The 21,273-nt window shown below is 64.2% G+C and carries 15 protein-coding genes; 13 read left to right on the top strand and 2 right to left on the bottom strand.

All coding sequences use genetic code 11. From position 1 onward, the window contains the following. Positions 1–20 precede the first annotated feature (20 nt). Both AADJ04_RS06195 and AADJ04_RS06190 read right to left on the bottom strand, forming a co-directional pair. Entirely contained in the window at positions 21–878 is an 858-nt protein-coding gene (locus AADJ04_RS06195) for a universal stress protein (protein WP_341239073.1), read from the bottom strand. Positions 879–890: 12 nt separating this feature from the next. Next, a complete protein-coding gene (locus tag AADJ04_RS06190; RefSeq protein ID WP_341239082.1) occupies positions 891–2,369 on the bottom strand; it encodes a SulP family inorganic anion transporter in 1,479 nt (492 codons plus the stop codon). Between the two features lie 564 nt (positions 2,370–2,933). Here AADJ04_RS06190 and AADJ04_RS06185 point away from each other — a divergent pair. From AADJ04_RS06185 to typA, 13 genes are all read left to right on the top strand, one after another. After that, on the top strand, positions 2,934–3,092 hold the full coding sequence (locus AADJ04_RS06185) for a hypothetical protein (RefSeq protein WP_341239072.1): 159 nt from the start codon (positions 2,934–2,936) through the stop codon (positions 3,090–3,092). After that, entirely contained in the window at positions 3,089–3,922 is an 834-nt protein-coding gene (locus tag AADJ04_RS06180; RefSeq protein WP_341239071.1) for a shikimate dehydrogenase, read from the top strand. The genes AADJ04_RS06185 and AADJ04_RS06180 overlap by 4 nt, the downstream gene beginning before the upstream one ends. A gap of 80 nt (positions 3,923–4,002) precedes the next feature. Beyond that, a complete protein-coding gene (locus AADJ04_RS06175) occupies positions 4,003–5,946 on the top strand; it encodes a TIM barrel protein (RefSeq protein ID WP_341239070.1) in 1,944 nt (647 codons plus the stop codon). A gap of 557 nt (positions 5,947–6,503) precedes the next feature. Beyond that, positions 6,504–7,280 carry a c-type cytochrome gene (locus AADJ04_RS06170; protein WP_312781922.1) on the top strand — a complete coding sequence of 259 codons (777 nt, stop codon included), beginning with the start codon at positions 6,504–6,506 and terminating at the stop codon, positions 7,278–7,280. Next, complete coding sequence (locus tag AADJ04_RS06165) at positions 7,277–8,602, top strand: cytochrome c (protein ID WP_341239069.1); 1,326 nt, start codon at positions 7,277–7,279, stop codon at positions 8,600–8,602. Before AADJ04_RS06170 ends, AADJ04_RS06165 begins: the two co-directional genes overlap by 4 nt. A gap of 51 nt (positions 8,603–8,653) precedes the next feature. Next, positions 8,654–9,058 (top strand): thioredoxin family protein, encoded by a 405-nt coding sequence (locus tag AADJ04_RS06160; RefSeq protein WP_341239068.1) that lies wholly within the window; start codon positions 8,654–8,656, stop codon positions 9,056–9,058. 63 nt (positions 9,059–9,121) lie between these two features. Then, entirely contained in the window at positions 9,122–12,688 is a 3,567-nt protein-coding gene (locus tag AADJ04_RS06155; RefSeq protein WP_341239067.1) for a DEAD/DEAH box helicase, read from the top strand. 193 nt (positions 12,689–12,881) lie between these two features. Beyond that, positions 12,882–13,475, top strand: a complete 594-nt coding sequence (gene rimP, locus AADJ04_RS06150) for a ribosome maturation factor RimP (protein WP_066695270.1) — start codon at positions 12,882–12,884, stop codon at positions 13,473–13,475. A gap of 80 nt (positions 13,476–13,555) precedes the next feature. Continuing rightward, positions 13,556–15,043: a transcription termination factor NusA gene (nusA, locus tag AADJ04_RS06145; RefSeq protein ID WP_044400867.1), complete on the top strand. Its 1,488-nt coding sequence runs from the start codon at positions 13,556–13,558 to the stop codon at positions 15,041–15,043. Positions 15,044–15,066: 23 nt separating this feature from the next. Beyond that, positions 15,067–17,943, top strand: a complete 2,877-nt coding sequence (gene infB / locus AADJ04_RS06140) for a translation initiation factor IF-2 (protein WP_341239066.1) — start codon at positions 15,067–15,069, stop codon at positions 17,941–17,943. A 24-nt stretch (positions 17,944–17,967) separates the two neighbouring features. Beyond that, positions 17,968–18,348, top strand: a complete 381-nt coding sequence (gene rbfA, locus AADJ04_RS06135; RefSeq protein ID WP_066695266.1) for a 30S ribosome-binding factor RbfA — start codon at positions 17,968–17,970, stop codon at positions 18,346–18,348. Further along, the gene (gene truB, locus AADJ04_RS06130; protein WP_341239065.1) at positions 18,345–19,352 is read left to right on the top strand and encodes a tRNA pseudouridine(55) synthase TruB; all 1,008 of its coding nucleotides are present in this window, start codon (positions 18,345–18,347) and stop codon (positions 19,350–19,352) included. Before rbfA ends, truB begins: the two co-directional genes overlap by 4 nt. Continuing rightward, the gene (gene typA, locus AADJ04_RS06125) at positions 19,349–21,172 is read left to right on the top strand and encodes a translational GTPase TypA (protein WP_066786999.1); all 1,824 of its coding nucleotides are present in this window, start codon (positions 19,349–19,351) and stop codon (positions 21,170–21,172) included. The genes truB and typA overlap by 4 nt, the downstream gene beginning before the upstream one ends. Positions 21,173–21,273: the final 101 nt, after the last annotated feature.

Raw genomic sequence — 21,273 nt, 5'->3', positions numbered from 1 at the left:
GGATGGTGGCGTGCCGGTCGTCAGCGCATGACCAGCACGGGCACTTTGCTCATGCGCAGCAGCGTTGTCGTTGTGCTCCCGATCACCAGGTGCCGGATGCGTGAGTGCCCGTAGGCGCCCATGACCAGCAAGGCAGCGCCTTGCAACTGCGGCAGCTGAGGGAGTGTGTGGTCGGGATTGCCGGGCAGCAGCGTGGTCTCCACCGCGAACCCGGTTTCCTCCAGCAGACCCTTGGCCACGCCCAACTGCGCGTGTGCCGCAGGTGTGTCTGCCGCACACATGGCCACCAACGCAGGCAATCCCTTGAGAATCGGACTGCGGGCCACCGTCTCCACCATCTTGAGCGCCGTCGGGCTGCCGTCGTAGGCCAACACGAACCGCTCAGGGGGCGCAAATTGCTCTGCAGTCGCCACCAAAACCGGTCGTTTGACAGCACGGATCACCCGCTCCAGGTGATGGTCCAGGTGCAGCTTGCTGCCAGCAGTCGCCTGGTAGTGCTCACCCAGCACGAACAGGCGGGCGTTGGCTTCCAGTTCGGCGACCGTGTCCACAAAGTCACCATGGCGCATGCGTCCGTCTACCTGCTGCACCCCGAGAGCCGTGGCGCGCGCCCTAGCGCTGGCCAGCATCTGGCGCCCCGCCTCCTGGGCTAGCTTGCCCCGCTGGGCATCCAAGTCGCTCAGTTGCTGAAGCAGCATCTCTTGTGCACCCAGGCCAATGGCGCCGCTGAAATCGGTGACCGCCGTGCTGTCCGCGTCGCGCTCCAGCACATGGAGCAGCTCCAGCGGAACGCTCAGGTGATTGGCGGACCAGGCGGCCCAGTCAATCACGGCGGTGGTGGTTTTCAGGCCATCAATACAGGCATATACCTTGTTCATGGGGGTATCTCCTCAGTGCATGAGTTGTTCAACAGCGCCGGGCTTGTCGTGGAGAGCAAAGCGGTCCACCAGCGTGGCGCTGGCTTCATCCATGCCGATCACCTCGACCTCGGTACCTTCACGGCGGAATTTGAGAACGGCCTTGTCCAGCGCGCTCACGGCCGTGATGTCCCAGAAATGCGCGCGGCTCACGTCAATGCGCACCTTGGGCACCACTTCCTTGAAGTCAAACCCGGTGATAAACGCCTCAGACGACGCAAAGAACACCTGGCCCACCACGCGGTACGCGCGGGTGCTGCCGCCGTCCTCGCTAGCACTGTCCACACGCAGCACGCGGCCCACCTTGTGGGCAAAGAAAATGCCCGACAGCAGCACGCCCACGAACACCCCCTTGGCCAGGTCATGGGTAGACACGGTGACGACCACGGTGGCGATCATCACGATGGACGAGCTGGGCGGGTGCTCGCGCAGCTTGCGTACCGAGTCCCAGCTGAAGGTGCCAATGCTCACCATGATCATCACGGCCACCAGAGCGGCCATCGGAATCTGGCTGACCCAGCGGCCCAGAAACACCACCATCACCAGCAGCAGCGTGCCCGCCGTCAGCGCCGACAGGCGCCCCCGCCCGCCCGACTTCACATTGATGACCGACTGCCCAATCATGGCGCAGCCTGCCATGCCGCCGATGAACCCCGTGGCAATGTTGGCCACGCCCTGGCCCATGCACTCACGGTTCTTGTTGCTGGGGGTGTCGGTGAGGTCGTCCACGATGGAGGCCGTCATCATCGACTCCAGCAAGCCCACCACTGCCAGCGTGACTGAGTAGGGGAAGATGATCTTCAGCGTCTCCAGGTTCAGCGGCACATCGGGCAACAGGAACACCGGAAGACTGCTGGGCAGCTCGCCCATGTCGCCCACGGTGCGAATATCGAGGCCCATCACCATCGAGATAGCGGTCAGCACCACGATGGTCACCAGCGGCGACGGAATCGCCTTGGTGATATACGGAAAGCCGTAAATGATGGCCAGGCCCGCCGCGGTCATCGCATACACCACCCAGCTCACGTTGGTCAGTTCGGGCAACTGCGCCATGAAGATCAGGATGGCCAACGCGTTCACAAAGCCCGTGATTACCGACCGCGATACAAACCGCATCAGCTCCCCAAGCTTGAGCACACCGGCCAGTATCTGCAGCACCCCGGTGAGCACCGTGGCGGCCAGCAGGTATTGCGGGCCATGCTCTTTGACCAGAGTGACCATCACCAACGCCATGGCGCCCGTGGCGGCGGAAATCATGCCAGGGCGCCCGCCTGCAAAAGCGATGATCACGCAGATGCTGAACGAGGCGTAGAGGCCGACCTTGGGGTCCACCCCCGCGATGATGGAAAACGCGATGGCCTCCGGGATGAGTGCCAGCGCAACGACGATACCGGCCAGCAGATCGCCCCGGATGTTGGCAAACCAGGTTTGCTTGATGGATGAGAAATTCATAGGCATAGGAAACGCCACCAGCCATGCTGATGCATTCAAGATCGTGAAAACGGAAAAGGCAGCACCACTGAGCCCGAGTGCAAGGCGTGGTGGTGAGTGAGGAAGTCGGGGCGAGAATCCGCTAGTGCGGCGCCTGAAGAAGCAGGACTATGGCGGAGTCACTGAACAAAAATACCCGAGCGGCAACTCACGGTTTGGCACAAAAACCGTGGCTTCGGAGCATTTTTGGAGAAGTTCACACACCGTGAAATTGTAGCCGGGCACTCTCTGGCAGCGGCTGGTCTTTCGCGGGTGTGCTCAACCGACTTTGGACTCCACTGGCCAATTCGCTTCCAAGACACCGGGGCGCACCCCAGTCCTTCGTGAGGCGATTTCGACTGCTCGCTGGAGCCACCGAGGTTTAGCTACTGGCTCCGGGTGTTTTGAACACCGCCCGTTTTCTGCATACCGCGTCAGGCATAGGTTTTCGCAGCCAAGGGTTTGCCCTAGTCATTCAATAACGTACTAGTTCGTACATTTCATGCACTTCCTTTCAACCTGGGCACTTTTCTGTGCCGGATGTGCATGACCTCCAATCTTCCAGGCCGGCCACAACGGCTGCTGCCAGCCGCTGCCACCACCGCCGAGCTGCATGGGCCGGTGGGGCTGGCGGTGGGGTGGGGCTGCAGGGCCGCACTGGCTGCTGCATCCGCATTGGCACGGCGCGGAGTGCAAGCCACATGATCTCGGGCACTACGCAGCTCATCGCCCACCTGGGCTACCCCACGGAGTCGTTCAAGGCCCCGATGATCTACAACCCCTGGTTTGAAAAGCAGGGCATTGATGCGGTGGTGGTGCCCATGGGCGTCAAGCCTGATGACTACACCGCCACGCTGGCGGCGCTTGCGCGTGTGACCAACCTCAAGGGCGCCCTGGTGACCATGCCGCACAAGGTCACCACCTTGTCGCTGGCCGATGAAATCACGCCCACCGCCCGCATTGCCGGGGCCTGCAACGCGCTGCTGCTGCGGCCCGATGGCACCTGGTTGGGTGACCAATTTGACGGATCGGGTTTTGTGCGCGGGCTGTTGCGCAAGGGGCGCATGCTGCGCGGGGCGCGGGTGATCGTGTCGGGGGCGGGCGGCGTGGGCTCGGCCATCGCGGCATCGCTCGCGGCCGAGGGTGTGGCCCACATCAGCCTGTATGACACCCACGCCGCCAGCGCCGAAGGGCTGGCCGAGCGCCTGCGTACCCATTACCCGAAGCTGGTGGTGCAGACCGGCTCCAACGACCCGGCAGGTTTTGATGTGGTGGTGAACGCCACGCCGCTGGGCATGAATGAGGACGACCCGCTGCCCTTTGATGTGACCCGCATCGACCCTGCCGCCATGGTGGGCGAAGTGGTGATGAAGACCGAATACACGCCCCTGCTGCAAGCCGCGCTGGCCAAGGGCTACGGCGTGCAGGTGGGTACCGACATGCTGTTCGAGATGATTCCGGCTTATCTCGAATTCTTTGGCTACGGCACCGCCACGGCCGATGAGTTGCGCGCTGTGGCGCAAATCAAGTACTGACGCTGCCGCCCGCAGGGCGGGCGCGCTGCCCGGCCCTTGGCTTTTCTGAACCATTGATTGCTGAGACACGAGGTGTACCCATGCGCCGATCCATTGCCACCGTCTCTTTGAGCGGAACCCTGCGCCAGAAGCTCGAAGCCATTGCCGCTGCGCGGTTTGATGGCATTGAGCTGTTTGAGCCCGACTTCATCAGCTTCACCGGCAGCGCGCGCGAGCTGCGCCAGCAGGCCGCTGACCTGGGCCTGGGCATTGACCTGTACCAGCCGTTTCGCGACTTTGAGGGCATGCCGGATGACCTGTTCCGCCGCAGCCTGGACCGCGCCGAGCGCAAGTTTGATGTGATGCAGGAGCTGGGCTGCCCGCTGATGCTGGTGTGCTCCAACACCTCGCCCGCATCGCTGGGCGATGCCGAGCGCGCAGCGGCGCAACTGCACGAGCTGGCCGAGCGCGCTAGCCGCCGCAACCTGCGCATTGGCTATGAGGCCCTGGCCTGGGGCAAGTGGGTCAACTTGTACCAACAGGCGTGGAACATTGTCGAAAAGGCCGACCATCCGCACCTGGGGTTGATTCTGGACAGCTTTCACACCCTGTCGTTGCGCGACGACCCGATGGGCATTGCCGACATTCCGGGCGAGCGCATCTTCTTTGTGCAGATGGCCGATGCGCCGCTGCTGGCCATGGACGTGATCCAGTGGGCGCGCCACCACCGCAACTTTCCCGGCCAGGGGCAGCTGGATGTGGTGACGTTTTTTGAGCAGGCGCTGCTGGCGGGCTACACCGGCAACCTGTCGCTCGAAATCTTCAACGACGTGTTCCGCGAAACGCCCAACCGCCGCACGGCGCTGGACGCCATGCGCTCGCTGCTGTTTTTGGAGAGCGAATGCAAGAGCCGCCTGACCGCCCGCGCCCAGCAAGGCACGGACGAGGCCCGCGCCCCCGCAGCTACCCGGGCGCTGCAGCGGCTGGACCTGGCTACCCCGCCTGCCGCGCAGCCCTTGGGCGGCTTCAGCTTCATCGAGTTTGGCGTGGATGAGGCCACGGGCCAGGCACTGGCCAGCACCTTCACCGCGCTGGGCTTTGAGCACACGGGCCGCCACCGCAGCAAGGCGGTGGATTTGTACTGCCAGGGCGATATCCAGTTCGTCATCAACACCCAGCCGGGCTCTGAGGCGCGCCAGCGCTTTGACGAGCTGGGCCCTGCGGTGTGTGCCATGGGGCTGGTCGCGCCCGACCCGGTGCAGGCCGCCAACCGTGCGGCTGCGCTGCTATCGGCCCGCCATGTGAGCCCACTGGGCCCGAACGAGTTGCAGCTGCCCGCCATCATCTCGCCCGGCGGCGCGGTGGTGCACTTTGTGCACGCAGGCTCCACGCTGGATGCTGACTTTGTGGCGCCCGTGCCGCGCGCGCCGGTGCCGCAGGCAGGCGGCCTCACGCATGTGGACCACATGGCGCTGGCGTTGGCGCACGACCAGCTCGACACCTGGACGCTGTTTGCCCAGTCCATTCTGGGCCTGAGCGCGGGCGAGAGTCTGGAGCTGGCCGACCCGTTTGGGCTGGTGCGCAGCTGTGCGCTGAGCAACGCGCAGCGCAGCCTGCGCATGGTGCTCAATGTCTCCAAAAGCCAGCGCACGCGCACGGCGCAGCAGGTGCGGGCCACTGGCCGATCGGGCGGCGGCGTGCACCACATCGCGCTGGCCACGCAGGATATTTTTGCCACGGTGCAGACTTTGCAGGCCCATGGCGTGAAGTGGCTGCCCATCAGCCCCAACTATTACGAAGACCTGCTGGCACGCCTGGATCTGGATGAAGACTTGGTGCGCCGCATGCAGGCGCTGAACATCGTGGCCGATGTGTCGCCCGGCGGCGGGCGCTTTTTGCACGCCTACACCGAGCCCTTTGCCGACCGCTTCTTCTTTGAAGTGGTGCAGCGCGAGGGCGGTTACGACGGCTATGGTGCCGTGAACGCCGCTGTGCGCATGGCCGCGCAAGAGAACGCACACCAGCGCGCTGGTGCGGGGCCGTGAGAGGGATGCCCGTGGGCCTCTTGTTTGGGAGGGATTATGGACAAAAACGGCACTGGCGCTTGCTGCATAAGCGCTGGCAGCTATTGATTTGATAGTGCTATTGCCTGGAGCCAAGCCGCAGCCCTGACCCATGCAGCCATCCCCTGCGCGGCTGGGTACCCCTGCCATGCCCTTTGGTGTGAGAACCTGTTCAAAGTCTTTTTGGAGTTGCACAAGTGTGTTGCCGGGCGCCCGGCTAGGGGATGGGCTGCAAGGCGCGGTGCGCAGCCAATAGCCCGTGCTATTGGCAAGCGCTGCAACGCCGCAGACCGCCCGGCAAGCCACTTGCCCAAAGGGTTGGAGTGAAATCGGGCGATTGGATGCCCCGCTGCTTGCATGGGCATGAGCCCATGCGGCGCACCCGAAGCATCCACTCATCCCGATTGCACTCCAATGCAATCTTCAAAAAGACTTTGAACAGGTTCTAAGCCCCGCACCGGGCATGCAGCGCGCTGCGCGCTTAAAGTGCAGGGTGTCGCAGGCCTTGCGCCGCGTTTTTGATCCCTACACCAAGACCCATGATCGATTCTTTACGCACCCGGCTGCGCCCCCTGGCGCTGTGGGGCGCCGCCCTGGCTTGTAGTGCTGCAGCCGCGGCGCCCGGCCCCGCTGATCCTGTTCCTGCCACCTCTGCAGCCTTTGCGGCCCCTGCCGCCACCGTGCCCGCTGGCATGGCATCGCGCGTGCTGGCCTGCACCACCTGCCACGGCAAGGAAGGTCGCGCCACGGCCGAGGGTTACTTCCCCCGCATTGCGGGCAAGCCTGCGGGCTACCTGCACAACCAGTTGCTCAACTTTCGCGATGGGCGGCGCAGCTACCCGCAAATGGGTTATCTCATCGAGCACCTGACCGATGACTACCTGCGCGAAATGGCCGTGCACTTCGCCGCGCTTGATTTGCCTTACCCGCCGCCGCCAGCCCCTCAGGGCACCCCCGCGCAGCTGGAGCAGGGCCGTGCCCTGGTACAGCAGGGCGATGCGGCGCGCAAGATTCCGGCATGCGTGCAATGCCACGGCGCAGCCATGACGGGGGTGGCGCCGTCCATTCCCGGTCTGCTGGGCCTGCCGCGTGATTACCTCAACAGCCAGCTCGGCGCCTGGAAGACCGGCCAGCGCAAGGCCCAGTCGCCCGACTGCATGGCCGACGTGGCCCGCCAGCTCACGCCCGAAGATGTGAGCGCCGTGTCTGCCTGGCTGGCTGCGCAGCCCGTGCCTGGTAATGGCAAGCCGGTGGCCAGCCTGTCGGGCCCCATGCCTGCACGCTGCGGCGGCGTGGCCGAAGGAGGCCGCCCATGAACCCGCAGCGCTTTTTGCGGCTGGTGTCGGGCGCGTTGGCCGCCCTGGGCATCAGCGCCGCCGCCATCGTGGCCCTGAACCTGCGCGGTGAGGACCCCTTGCCCAGCGCCGAAACCCTGAAGCCCACCCCCGCTCTGGTGGCGCAGGGCGAATACCTGACCCGCGTGGGCAATTGCATGGCCTGCCACACCGTGCAGGGCGGTGCGCCGTTTGCGGGCGGGCGCGGCATTGAAACGCCGTTTGGCGTGGTCTACAGCTCCAACCTCACACCTGACAAAGCCACCGGCCTGGGCGCGTGGACGTCGGCCGAGTTCTGGCGCGCCATGCACAACGGCCGTGGCAAGGACGGGCGGCTGCTGTACCCCGCCTTTCCGTACACCAGCTACACCCACGTCACCCGCGAAGACTCCGACGCCATCTTTGCCTACCTGCAAAGTCTGGCGCCGGTGGCGCAGGCCAACAAGGTGCATGCGCTGCGCTTTCCGTACAGCACCCAGGCGGCGCTGGGCGTGTGGCGGGCCTTGTTCTTCACCCCGGCAGACGTGGCCCAGCCAGCCGCGTCGGCACCGCAGGCACTGGCCACCGCGCAGGTGCCTGACTACCAGCGCGGCGCTTACTTGGTGAACGGGCTGGGCCACTGTGCCGCTTGCCACACCCCCCGCAACAGCTTGGGGGCCGAGCAGCAAGGGCAGGCCCTGGCGGGCGGGCTGATCCCCGTGCAGAACTGGCTGGCCCCGGCGCTGACCGACGCTGCCCAGGCTGGCGTGCAGCGCTGGCCGCAGGCCGATGTGGTGGCCTTGCTCAAGACAGGCGTGGCCCCGCAGGCTTCCGTCATCGGCCCCATGGCCGAGGTGGTGTTCCGCAGCACGCAGTACCTGAGCGATGCTGACGCCCGCGCCATGGCCGTCTATTTGCAGGCGCTGCCCCAGCATGCAGCCACCCCCGCCAAGCAGGCCGCAGCCCCCGTGTCGGTCATGGAGCGCGGCGCCAAGGTGTACGAGGCGCAATGCGCCCAGTGCCACGGCGCGCAAGGGCAGGGCGCCAAGGACGAGGCCGGCCAACCCGCCTCCCCGCCGCTGGCGGGCAACCGCGCCGTGGTGCTGGCTGACCCGACCAACCTGGTGCGCGTGGTGCTGCAGGGCGGCTATTTGCCAGCCACCGCAGGCAACCCGCGCCCGCATGGCATGCCGCCCTTTCAGCACCTGCTGGGCGATGAGGACGTGGCGGCCGTGGCCACTTTTGTGAGGAATAGCTGGGGCAACCAGGCCGCGGGTGTGGGTACCATCGAGGTTTACCGCGCCCGCGAGCGGCGCAGCCCCTGACACCGTTGTTGCCCTGGCCCGCCTGATTGGCGGGCTGGAGGAGTTGTATCCATGCCCAGCCACACCGCCTTGCCCGTTGATTCCACTGCCCCCGCCGCCCAGCCCGGCGGCTGGTGGGCCGTGTGCCTGTGCGCGGGCTGGTGCGGCACCTGCCGCGACTACCGGGCGCTGTTTGACGCTTTGGCCCAGGCCCATCCCGAGGTGCGCTTTGAATGGGTGGACATTGAAGACGAATCGGAACTGGCGGGCGACCTGGATGTGGAGACCTTCCCCACGCTGCTGATTGCCGATGGCCGCAAGGCGCATTTTCTGGGCCCCTTGCTGCCCCAGGCTGCGGTGTTGGAACGGTTGCTGGCCACCCTGCGCAGCGGTGCCCCTTCTGGCGCCGCCACCGACCCCATGGCGCAAGAGGTGTTTGACCGCGTGCGTGCAGACCGCACTGTGGCAGGCACTTGATGCTATTGAATAGATAGCTGCTGGCGCTTATTCATCAAGCGCTAGAGGCCAATTTGACCTGTAATGCCTGACACCTTCTGGTTTGACCCCGACTCCTTGCGCGCTCTGTGCGAGGACGGCCCCTGGATGCGTGGCAAGGCCCTGCTGGCCCAAGGCGTGGTGGGCGAGCCCGACATTGAGCCGCTGGACGAAGGCTGGCGCATACAGGCCCTGGTGCAGGGCACGCAGCACCTGCCGTATGAAGTGGCCGTCACCCTGGCGGTGATGCCCGATGGCCAGGTGGACTACTGGCGCAGCGTGTGCGACTGCCCCGTGGGGCGCCAGTGCAAGCACGCGGTGGCGTTGATGCTCAAGGCTGCCCGCCTGCCGCTGAGCGACGAGGCCCGCGCTGCCGCAGCCCCGCGCAAGGGCGTGAGCGCGGCGGCAGCATCCTTGTCCGCGCGCGAACGCATGGCCGCTGTGCAGCAGGCCGAGGCCCAGGCCCAGCTGGTGAACTGGCTGGCCGCACTGGACCGCGCCGCCGGGGGCGATGTGGTGCTTAGCCCCACTGACCGCAGTGCGCGGCCCGAGCAATATCTGTATTTGCTGTCGGTGGTGGGCGGCATGCGCCAGCCGGTGCAGCTGCAGCTTGAAGCCGTGGTGTCTTACCCCAAGGTGACCGGTGGCTGGGCCAAGCCCAAGCAGGTGCGTACCCAGCCCGCCAAGGGACAGGCGGTGTACGACCAGGCCAGTGAGACCGATCGACAGGTGCTGCAACTGCTGCGCGCCATGCCGCGCAGCCAGGCGTATTACTCGGCCTATAGCGGCGCCCCCTGCGCGGTGCTGGAAGGGCAGGTGGGTTTGCTGGCGCTGCAACAGGCCGCCAGCACCGGGCGGCTGTTTGCCGATGCGGGTGGATCCACCGTGGGCAACGCCCTGCGCTGGGGCCCCGCACGCCCCTTGCAGTGGTGCTGGCACGAGTTGCCCGCCCAGTCGGGGGCGCTGTCGGTCGAGCCTGCCTGGCAGCTGCGCGCTGCTCTTGCCGGTGACAGCGGCACGCTGTGCCACAACAGCCCGCCCTTGTTCATCGATGCCGAGCGGGGTGAATGCGGGCCGGTGGATCTGGGCTCCGTTTCTCCCGCACAGCTGGAGGTGTTGCTCAAGGCCCCCGCGCTGCGCGAGTCGGCCATCGAAAAATACCAGGATGAAATGGCCCGCAGCCTGCACCAACTGCCCCTGCCCCCGGTGGTGCAAAGCGTGCAGCGGTTGCAGGGTGTGGTGCCCCGGCCTTGCCTGCACCTGGCCCCCACGCCGCTGGCCGACCGGCCCACGCTGGGCCTGGTGATGGCGCGGCTCACCTTTGACTATGCCGGCCACCGTGGCTGGTGGCCAGGGCAGGGCGCGCAGGTGATGGTGCCGCCGCTGGATGGGAGCGACGGCCCCAAGGTGCTGCTGCAGCGCCACCCGCAGGCGGAGCTGGAAGCCATCCAGAAACTGATGGCGCTGGGCCTGCTGGCCACCGACGAGGGGGTGTTTGGCCTGCCCGGCGAGCGCTCGCAGCAGGCCTGGATGCCGTGGGCCGATGCGGGCTTTGCGGTGTTCATCGAAGCGGGGTTTGACGTGACGCAGGACCCGGCGCTTCAGGGCTGGGTGAGCCGTGCGCAAAACTTGACGGTGGCGCTGGCGCCGCAGCCGGTGGCTCACGCTGCCAGGCCCGGGCAAGAAGATTCGGTCGAAGAACCAGCGCCACTCAGCGCCTTTGCACAGGATGATGGGCGCGATGGCGAGCTAGATGTGATGCTTGATCAGGTGCAAGACACCTCGCCCTGGTTTTCGCTCTCACTGGGCGTGGAACTGGACGGCCAGCGCCACAACGTGCTGCCCTGGCTGCCCGACCTGATCGCCCAGGCCGCGCAGCACCCGCCCGACCCCGCCACCGGGCAGCCGCAGTTGCCGCCGTTTGTCTACGTGCCGCGTGGCGATGCCCAAGGCGGCTTTGTGCGCCTGCCCACCGAGCCGCTGCGCCCTTGGCTGGCCGCCTTGCTGGAGCTGGTGGGCGAACGCGGGGTAGATTTTTCGCAGCCCAGCCTGCGCCTGTCGAGGCTGGAAGCCTTGCGAGCCAGTGCCGCCCTGGGCGAGGGCGCGGTGTGGCAGGGTGCGGCGTCGCTGCAGGCCCTGGTGCAGAAGCTCCAGGGCGCCAGCCCCATCGCCGAGGTGCCCCTGCCTGCCAGCGTGCACGCCAGCCTGCGCCCGTACCAGCAGCAGGGGTTGAACTGGCTGCAGTTTTTGCGGGCCCAGGGCCTGGGTGGCATCCTGGCCGATGACATGGGCCTGGGCAAAACGCTGCAAACGCTGGCCCACATCCAGGTCGAAAAAGACGCGGGCCGCCTCACGGCCCCCGCGCTGGTGATTGCCCCGGTGAGCCTGATGGGCAACTGGCACAGCGAGGCCGCACGTTTTTGCCCCGGTCTGCGCACCCTGGTGCTGCACGGCGCAGGCCGCCACGAACTGGCTGATTCGGTGGCCGAGCACGATCTGGTCATCGCCCCCTATTCACTGCTGCAGCGCGACCGTGAGCGCTGGCTGCAGTTGCAGTGGCATCTGGTGGTGCTGGACGAGGCACAAAACATCAAAAACGCCAGCACCAACGTGGCGCAGGTGGTGTCTGCACTGCAGGCGCGGCACAGGCTGTGCCTGTCGGGCACACCCATGGAAAACCACCTGGGCGAGATCTGGAGCCTGTTCCACTTCCTGATGCCCGGTTTTTTAGGCAGCCAGCAGCGGTTTCGTGAGCTGTTTCGCAACCCCATAGAAAAACAGGGTGACACCGGACGGCTGGCCCAATTGCGTGCCCGCGTCGCACCGTTCATGCTGCGCCGCACCAAGGCGCTGGTGGCGTATGAGCTGCCGCCCAAGGTGGAAACCGTGATGCGCGTGGAACTGAGGGGTGCCCAGGCCGATTTGTACGAAACCATCCGCCTGGGCATGGAAAAGACGGTGCGCGAAGCCCTGCATTCCAAGGGCCTGGCCAAATCGCAGATCACCATCCTGGATGCGCTGCTCAAGCTTCGCCAGGTCTGCTGCGACCCGCACCTGGTGCCGCTGGAGTCTGCCCGCCAGGTGCGCGAATCGGCCAAGATGGCGCAGTTGATGGAGCTTTTGCCCGAAATGCTGGCTGAGGGGCGGCGGGTGCTGCTGTTTTCGCAGTTCACCAGCATGCTCGGCTTGATCGAGGCGGAGCTGCAGGCCCGGGGCTTGCCTTGGGTCAAACTCACCGGCCAAAGCCAAAAACGCGATGAGATCATTCAGCGCTTTACCAGCGGCGAGGTGCCGCTGTTCCTCATCAGCCTGAAGGCCGGTGGTGTGGGGCTGAACCTGCCCCAGGCGGACACCGTCATCCACTACGACCCGTGGTGGAACCCCGCTGCCGAGGCTCAGGCCACCGACCGCGCCCACCGCATTGGCCAGACGCAAAACCTGTGGGTGGTAAAAATGGTGGCCCAGGGCACGATTGAGGAACGCATTCTGGCCTTGCAGGAGCGCAAGGCGCAGCTGGCCCAGTCCATCTACGGCGGCGAAGCGGCCCGCCGTGAACCGCTGTTCACCGAGAGCGACCTCCAGCAGCTGTTGCGGCCCTTGGGAGCGGACTGAATCGCTGTTGCTAAGTGTGCACTGTCGTTGCAAATCAATGCTTTAAAGAGTACAATCCAGCTCTCACGACCAAACGGGCGGGTACCAACCGCCCGTTTTTTTTGGTCGATTGGTTTTGGAGCTCGAAGCTGTCAGAAGGGGGTCTTCTGGGGGTTATCGGGTTTTTCGTTTTTCCCGGGATTGAACTGAACACGTGGCACTGCAGCAAATCGTAGAACAAGTTGTGACTGGTCTGGGCTATGACCTGGTAGAGATTGAACGCTCTGCCGGAGGCCTCTTGCGCATCACCATTGATTTGCCCTGGGTGGCTCCGGCCACCGATGCACCCGCCCCGCTGCTGGACCAGTTTGTCACCGTGGAAGATTGCGAAAAGGTCACCCGCCAGCTGCAGTTTGCGCTGGAGGTGGACGGTGTGGAATACAAGCGCCTGGAAGTGTCATCCCCAGGCATTGACCGCCCCCTGCGCCACGAACAGGATTTCGTGCGTTTCGAGGGTTCGGTCATCGACATCACCCTGAAGGCGCCCATGGGTGCGGCAGCGGCCGGTCAGGTCAGCGCCAATCGCAAGAAATTTCGCGGCACGCTGGAGCGTGCAGAGTCTGGTGGCTGGCAGATCGTCTGGAGAGACGAGCCTGCAGTCAAGCCTGGTCAAAAAGTCAGCAAGAAACGTGTTCCGGCGCCGTTGCAGGCACTGGGTTTCACCTTGGATGAATTGCGTGATGCGCGTCTGGCGCCCATCGTTGATTTCAAGGGCCGTGCTGGCAAGGCGGGGCAGGGCGCTGCCTGAGCCGCAGATTAAAAATACAGGATGGCAGGTTGCCCCACGGTGGCCAGCATCTTCAGTGATTGAAATAGGAGAGTCGTCGCATGAATCGCGAATTGTTGATGTTGGTTGAGGCCATTTCGCGCGAGAAGAACGTGGAGCGTGATGTGGTCTTGGGTGCCGTGGAATCGGCTCTGGCCCAGGCTACCAAGAAGCTGTACCAAGGCGAAGTGGATATCCGCGTGTCCATCGACCGTGACAGCGGCAACTACGAGACTTTCCGCCGCTGGCTGGTGGTGCCTGATGATGCTGGCCTGCAAAACCCCGATGCTGAAGAGCTGCTGATGGACGCTCGCGAGCGCGTGCCCGACATCGAGGTGGGCGAGTACATCGAAGAAGGTGTCGAATCCGTGCCCATTGGCCGCATCGGCGCCATGGCTGCCAAGCAGGTCATCCTGCAAAAGATCCGCGATGCTGAGCGTGAAATGCTGCTCAACGACTTCATGTCGCGCGGCGAAAAGATCTTCACCGGCACCGTCAAGCGCATGGACAAGGGCGACATCATTGTCGAATCCGGCCGCGTGGAAGGCCGCCTGCGTCGCTCGGAAATGATTCCGAAGGAAAACTTGCGCAGTGGCGACCGTGTGCGCGCCATGATCATGGAAGTGGACCTGACGCTGCGCGGCGCACCGATCATCCTGTCGCGTTCGGCCCCCGAATTCATGGTGGAGCTGTTCCGCCAGGAAGTGCCCGAGATCGAGCAAGGCCTGCTGGAGATCAAGTCCTGCGCCCGTGATCCCGGTTCGCGCGCCAAGATTGCCGTGCTGTCTCACGACAAGCGCGTGGACCCCATCGGCACCTGCGTCGGCGTGCGTGGCACCCGTGTCAATGCCGTGACCAATGAACTGGCCGGTGAGCGTGTGGATATCGTGCTGTGGTCGGAAGACCCCGCGCAGTTCGTGATTGGTGCGCTGGCACCCGCGAACGTGTCCTCCATCGTGGTGGATGAAGAAAAGCACGCCATGGACGTGGTGGTGGACGAAGAAAACCTGGCCATTGCGATTGGCCGTGGTGGTCAGAACGTGCGCCTGGCTTCCGACCTGACGGGCTGGAAGATCAACATCATGGACGCCGCCGAAAGCGCGCAGAAGCAGGCCAACGAGTCCGACGCCTCGCGCCGCCTGTTCATGGAAAAGCTGGATGTGGACGAAGAAATCGCCGACATCCTGATCTCCGAAGGCTTTGCCACCCTGGAAGAAGTGGCCTATGTGCCGCTGCAGGAAATGCTGGAGATCGAATCGTTTGACGAAGACACCGTGAACGAGCTGCGCGCCCGCGCCAAGGATGCGCTGCTGACCATGGAAATCGCCCGTGAGGAAAGCGTGGAAGAGGTCTCTCAAGACCTGCGCGACCTCGAAGGCATGACCCCCGACCTGATTGCCAAGCTGGCCGAAGGCGGTGTGCATACACGTGACGACTTGGCCGATCTGGCCATTGATGAGCTGACCGACCTGACCGGACAGTCTGCTGAAGAAGCCAAGGCCTTGATCATGAAGGCCCGCGAACATTGGTTCGTGGCAGGGCAAGAGTAAGGTCAGGGAGGCACGAACCAAATATGTCGAGTAATACTGTCGCCGAGTTCGCTAACGAACTCAAGAAATCGCCCGAAACCCTGCTGGATCAGCTCAAGGCTGCTGGTGTGGGCAAGACTGCCGCTTCAGACCCCCTGACCGAGTCTGACAAGCAGAAACTGCTGGCCTACCTGCAGGCCAGCCATGGCACCGCTTCGGCGGATCGCAAGAAGATCACCATGGTGAAGAAGTCCACCAGCGAGATCAAGCAGGCCGATGCCACAGGCAAGGCACGTACGATCCAGGTGGAAGTGCGCAAGAAGCGCACCTTCATCCAGCGCGATGAAGGCGCCGAGGCGTCTGCGCCGGCCGCCCAGGCGCGTGAAGCTGCCGTGGATGAATCTGCCGTGTCGCGCGAGGACCAGGAACTGGTTCGCCGCGAGGAAGAAGCCCGCCGCCAGGCTGAGCTGATTCGCCACCAGGAAGCTGAACTGGCTACCAAACGAGCTGAGCGCGAAGAGCGCGAGCGCCGCGAACGTGAAGCTGAAGAGCGCGCCGCCGCCTATGCTGCCCAGGAAGCTGCCAAGAAGGCGCAAGCCTCTGCGCAGCAGCAGGAAGCTACACGCGAGCAGCAGGCCGAAGCGGCTGCCCGTGCCGCAGCCCAAAATGAAGCCCGCGAAAAGGCAGCCGCTGAGGCCAAGGCCCGTTCCGAAGAAGAAGCGGCGCGTGCCCGCGATCTGGAAGAGCGTCGCCGCAAGGCCCTGGCGGAAGCCGAGGCCATTCGCGCGATGATGGCTGCGCCCAAGAAGTCCGTCATGGTGGCCAAAAAGCCGGAGGAACCCAAGCCAGCAGCCAAGCCCGCCGCCGTGGGTGACGCCAAGAAGGGCACCCTGCACAAGCCTGCCGTTGGTACCGGCACAGGCCCACGCAATGCGGGTGCTGCCGCACCAGCCGCCCCCGGCGCTGGTTCGGGCAAGGAGGTCAAGTCGGCCAAGTTGTCTTCCAGCTGGGCGAACGACACGGCCAAGAAGAAAGAAATCAAGACCCGCGGCGACAGCAGTGGTGGCGTGGGCCGCAACAACTGGCGTGGTGGCCCCCGTGGCCGCCGTGGTGACAACCGCGATCAACGCGACGATCACCAGAACTCCGCACCGGTGGAAGCCCGGATCATCGAAGTGCATGTGCCTGAAACCATTACGGTGGCAGAGCTGGCACACAAGATGTCGATCAAGGCCTCTGAAGTGATCAAGGCCTTGATGAAGATGGGCCAGATGGTCACCATCAACCAGCCTCTGGACCAGGACACCGCCATGATTGTGGTGGAGGAAATGGGCCATAAGGCAGTGGTCGCGGCGCTGGACGATCCAGAAGCCTTCACCGACGAAGATGCGGGTCAAAAAGACGCCGAACTGCTGCCACGCGCTCCTGTGGTCACCGTCATGGGCCACGTGGACCACGGCAAGACCTCGCTGCTGGACTACATCCGCCGCGCCAAGGTGGCGTCTGGCGAAGCTGGTGGTATCACGCAGCACATTGGCGCCTACCACGTCGAAACCCCACGCGGCATGGTGTCGTTCCTCGATACCCCCGGTCACGAGGCCTTCACGGCCATGCGTGCCCGCGGTGCGCAGGCCACCGACATCGTGATTCTGGTGGTAGCGGCCGACGACGGCGTCATGCCCCAGACCAAGGAAGCCATCAAGCACGCCAAGGCAGCCAAGGTGCCGATCGTGGTGGCCATCACCAAGGCTGACAAGCCCGATGCCAACCCTGACCGCGTCAAGCAGGAGCTGGTGGTCGAGGAAGTGGTGCCTGAAGAGTACGGCGGTGATTCGCCGTTTGTGCCGGTGTCCTCTAAGACCGGTATGGGCATCGACGAATTGCTGGAGCAAGTGCTGCTGCAAGCTGAAGTGCTGGAACTCAAAGCGCCTGTCGAAGCCATGGCCAAGGGCTTGGTGATTGAAGCGCAACTGGACAAGGGCCGTGGCCCTGTGGCCACGGTGCTGGTGCAGTCCGGTACGCTGAAGGTTGGCGATGTGGTGCTGGCGGGTCAAACCTCCGGCCGCGTGCGCGCCATGCTGGACGAAAACGGCAAGCCTGCCAAGACGGCTGGCCCGTCGATTCCGGTGGAAATCCAGGGTCTGTCGGATGTGCCGCAAGCCGGTGACGAGTTCATGGTACTGAGCGATGAGCGCCGTGCCCGCGAGATCGCGACCTACCGTGCTGGCAAGTTCCGCAACACCAAGCTGGCCAAGCAACAGGCAGCCAAGCTGGAAAACGTCTTCAACGAGATGACGGCGGGCGAGGTGCAGACCCTGCCCATCATCATCAAGGCCGACGTGCAAGGCTCGCAGGAAGCGTTGGCCGCCTCGCTGCTCAAGCTGTCCACCGACGAGATCCGTGTGCAGCTGGTGTATGCCGGCGTGGGCGGTATCAGCGAATCCGACGTGAACTTGGCGATTGCCTCCAAGGCCATCGTGATCGGCTTCAACGTGCGTGCCGATGCCGGTGCGCGCAAGCTGGCCGAGTCGAGCGATGTGAGCCTGCATTACTACAACATCATTTACGACGCCGTGGATGAGTTGAAGGCAGCCATGTCTGGCATGCTGGCCCCTGAGCAGCGCGAAGAAGCCCTGGGTACCGCCGAGATCCGCACGGTGTTCGTGGCGTCCAAGATCGGTACGGTGGCGGGTTCGTACATCACCTCCGGCCAGGTCACGCGCAACTGCAAGTTCCGCCTGCTGCGCGACAACGTGGTCATCTACACCGGCGAAGTCGAGTCTGTGCGCCGACTCAAGGACGATGTCAAGGAAGTCAAGGAAGGCTTCGAGTGCGGTATCAAGCTGCGCAACTACAACGACATCAAGGAAGGCGATCAGCTGGAGTTCTTCGAGATCAAGGAAATCGCACGGACGCTGTAAGGCGAACGAGGTACTAGCGACAACATGGCTGCGAAGAAATCTGCTACCCCTAACCGTGCCTTCAAGGTGGCCGACCAGATCCAGCGCGATCTGACCGAGCTCATCGCGCGCGAGTTGAAAGACCCGCGCGTGGGCATGGTGACGCTGCAAGGCGTGGAGGTCACTCCCGACTATGCCCATGCCAAGGTGTTTTTCAGCCTGCTGGTGGGTGACCCTGTGGAAACCCAGGCGGCGCTCAACCAGGCTGCGGGTTTCCTGCGCAATGGCCTGTTCAAGCGCTTGCACATCCACACCGTGCCTACGCTGCACTTCGTGTTCGACCGTACTTCCGAGCGCGCGGCCGACATGAACGCCTTGATCGCCAAGGCGGTTTCTTCGCGCGCGAAAGACGACGAGGAAGCATGACCGAGCGCGCTCCCCGCATCCGGGTGCAGCGGCGCCCGGTGCACGGAGTGCTGCTGCTCGACAAACCGCTCGGCCTTTCGAGCAACGACGCCTTGCAAAAGGTGAAGTGGTTGCTGCGCGCCGAAAAAGCGGGCCATACCGGTACGCTGGATCCGCTGGCATCCGGCGTGCTGCCTCTGTGCTTTGGTGCGGCTACCAAATTCAGCCAACTGCAACTCGACGCCCCCAAGACCTACGAGGCCGTGGCGTTGCTGGGCGTGACCACCGCTACCGGCGATGCCGAGGGCGACGTGCTGGAGCGCCGCGATGTGCTGCCTGAACACCTGACGCCTGAGCGCCTGGCCGCCGTGCAGCAGCAGTTCACTGGCCCGATCAGCCAGGTGCCTCCCATGCACAGCGCGCTCAAAAAAGACGGCAAGGCGCTGTACGAGTACGCCCGCGCTGGCATTGCCGTGGAGCGTGAGGCGCGCCAGGTCGTCATTCATGCATTGAAACTGGAGCTGATCCAGACAGAGAAAGCGCAAGCAGCTATCAAAATGATAGTGACTTGCAGCAAGGGTACATACATCCGTACCTTGGGAGAAGACATTGGTGCAGCGCTGGGGGTGGGGGCTCACCTGACCTTTTTGCGCCGCATCGATACGGGAGGCCTGGGGGTCGAGCGTTGCGTCACTTTGGCGCAGCTCGAAGCCATGGACGAGGCGCAGCGTCTGGCTTGCGTTCTGCCTCCCGAGTCGCTGCTGGTGGGGCACACCCGTGTCACGTTGGACGGCGACAATGCAGCCCGGTTCTTGTCGGGTGTGCGTCGCCGTGGACCCTGGCCTGACGCCAGTGCCGTGGCGGTCTTTGGCGATCAACCTGCAGCGTTGCTGGGGGTGGGCCACATCGTTGGCGGGGAGCTGGTGCCGGGCAGGCTCCTGAGTCCGCTGGAAATTCAACAAATTTTGGAAGGCACGCCGCATTCCGCGTCCATGGCGCACAGCGGCACATTGGAAAAACTATGACGAAACAAATCCGCAATATCGCGATCATTGCCCACGTTGACCATGGCAAAACCACCATGGTCGACCAGCTGCTGCGCCAGTCCGGCACCTTTGCCGACCACGAAAAGGTCGTCGATACCGTGATGGACAACAACGCGATCGAAAAAGAGCGTGGCATCACCATCCTGGCCAAGAACTGCGCCGTGAGCTGGAAGGGCACGCACATCAACATCGTGGACACCCCCGGTCACGCGGACTTCGGCGGCGAAGTGGAACGTGCCCTGTCGATGGTGGACAGCGTGGTGCTGCTGATTGACGCGCAAGAAGGCCCCATGCCCCAGACGCGTTTCGTGACCAAGAAGGCCTTGGCCCTGGGCCTGCGCCCCATCCTGGTAGTGAACAAGGTGGATAAGCCCGGTGCCAACCCCGACAAGGTCGTGAACGCTGCGTTCGACCTGTTCGACAAGCTGGGTGCCACCGACGAACAACTCGACTTCCCCGTGGTGTACGCCTCGGGCATCAACGGCTGGTCGTCGCTCGAAGAAGGCGCTCCTGGTGAGCAGTGGGGCCCCGACATGTCGGCCCTGTTCGACACCATCCTCAAGCACGTGCCGCCGAACACTGGCAACCCTGACGCTCCCCTGCAACTGCAAATCTCGGCGCTGGACTTCTCCACCTTCGTGGGCCGCATCGGCGTGGGTCGTATCAGCCAGGGCACTTTGAAGCCCATGCAGGACGTGGTCGTCATGGAAGGCCCCGGTGGCAAGACCGTCAAGGGCCGCGTGAACCAGGTGCTGACGTTCCAGGGCCTGGATCGCATGCAGACCCCCCTGGCTGGCCCTGGCGATATCGTGCTGATCAACGGCATTGAAGACATCGGCATCGGCGTGACAGTGACCGACCCCGCCAACCCTGCGCCGCTGCCCATGCTGAAGGTGGACGAGCCCACGCTGACCATGAACTTCTGCGTGAACACGTCGCCCCTGGCCGGCCGCGAAGGCAAGTTCGTGACCAGCCGCCAGATCTGGGACCGCCTGCAAAAGGAACTGCAGCACAACGTGGCCCTGCGCGTGAACGAAACGGACGAAGAAGGTGTGTTTGAAGTGATGGGCCGTGGTGAATTGCACCTGACCATCCTCTTGGAAAACATGCGCCGTGAAGGTTACGAGCTGGCAGTGTCCAAGCCCCGCGTGGTGTTCAAGGACATCGACGGCGTCAAGCACGAGCCCATCGAGCTGGTGACGGCTGACATCGAAGAAGGCCACCAAGGCGGCGTGATGCAAGCCCTGGGCGAGCGCAAGGGCGAGCTGGTGAACATGGAGTCCGACGGCCGTGGCCGTGTACGCCTGGAGTACCGCATTCCTGCCCGTGGCCTGATCGGTTTCACCAACGAGTTTCTGAACCTGACGCGCGGTTCCGGTCTGATCTCCAACATCTTCGACGGCTACGAGCCGCACAAGGGTGACATTGGTGGCCGCAAGAACGGCGTGCTGATCTCCATGGACGATGGCGAAATCTTCACCTACGCCCTGGGCAAGCTGGACGACCGTGGCCGCATGTTCGTGAAGGCGAACGACCCGGTGTACGAAGGCATGATCGTCGGTATCCACAGCCGCGACAACGATCTGGTAGTGAACGCCACGCGTACCAAGCAGCTCACCAACTTCCGCGTGAGCGGCAAGGAAGACGCGATCAAGATCACGCCGCCGATCGACCTCACGCTGGAGTACGGTGTCGAGTTCATCGAAGACGACGAGCTGGTCGAAATCACGCCCAAGTCCGTGCGTCTGCGCAAGCGCTATTTGACCGAAAATGAGCGCAAGCGCGCCAGCCGCTCTTGATCTGAAGCGCGCTGACTTCGTGCCGAGCCCACCAGCCCGGCGCGCAGGTTGATCGATGAAAGGGCCCAGCTGTGCTGAGGCCCTTTTTTTCGTCCGTTGGT

This window comes from uncultured Acidovorax sp., from assembly GCF_964021665.1.
Lineage (GTDB): Bacteria > Pseudomonadota > Gammaproteobacteria > Burkholderiales > Burkholderiaceae_C > Acidovorax > Acidovorax temperans.
The sequence above is the reverse complement of the archived record's forward strand: the minus strand, read 5'-3'. Positions and strand labels throughout refer to the sequence as shown.

Excerpts from the sequence above, each read along its gene's own strand:
- AADJ04_RS06195 (WP_341239073.1), bottom strand. The coding sequence starts at position 878 with ATGAACAAGGTATATGCCTGTATTGATGGCCTGAAAACCACCACCGCC.
- AADJ04_RS06190 (WP_341239082.1), bottom strand. The coding sequence starts at position 2,369 with ATGAATTTCTCATCCATCAAGCAAACCTGGTTTGCCAACATCCGGGGC.
- AADJ04_RS06185 (WP_341239072.1), top strand. The coding sequence starts at position 2,934 with ATGACCTCCAATCTTCCAGGCCGGCCACAACGGCTGCTGCCAGCCGCT.
- AADJ04_RS06180 (WP_341239071.1), top strand. The coding sequence starts at position 3,089 with ATGATCTCGGGCACTACGCAGCTCATCGCCCACCTGGGCTACCCCACG.
- AADJ04_RS06175 (WP_341239070.1), top strand. The coding sequence starts at position 4,003 with ATGCGCCGATCCATTGCCACCGTCTCTTTGAGCGGAACCCTGCGCCAG.
- AADJ04_RS06170 (WP_312781922.1), top strand. The coding sequence starts at position 6,504 with ATGATCGATTCTTTACGCACCCGGCTGCGCCCCCTGGCGCTGTGGGGC.
- AADJ04_RS06165 (WP_341239069.1), top strand. The coding sequence starts at position 7,277 with ATGAACCCGCAGCGCTTTTTGCGGCTGGTGTCGGGCGCGTTGGCCGCC.
- AADJ04_RS06160 (WP_341239068.1), top strand. The coding sequence starts at position 8,654 with ATGCCCAGCCACACCGCCTTGCCCGTTGATTCCACTGCCCCCGCCGCC.
- AADJ04_RS06155 (WP_341239067.1), top strand. The coding sequence starts at position 9,122 with ATGCCTGACACCTTCTGGTTTGACCCCGACTCCTTGCGCGCTCTGTGC.
- nusA (WP_044400867.1), top strand. The coding sequence starts at position 13,556 with ATGAATCGCGAATTGTTGATGTTGGTTGAGGCCATTTCGCGCGAGAAG.
- infB (WP_341239066.1), top strand. The coding sequence starts at position 15,067 with ATGTCGAGTAATACTGTCGCCGAGTTCGCTAACGAACTCAAGAAATCG.
- rbfA (WP_066695266.1), top strand. The coding sequence starts at position 17,968 with ATGGCTGCGAAGAAATCTGCTACCCCTAACCGTGCCTTCAAGGTGGCC.
- truB (WP_341239065.1), top strand. The coding sequence starts at position 18,345 with ATGACCGAGCGCGCTCCCCGCATCCGGGTGCAGCGGCGCCCGGTGCAC.
- typA (WP_066786999.1), top strand. The coding sequence starts at position 19,349 with ATGACGAAACAAATCCGCAATATCGCGATCATTGCCCACGTTGACCAT.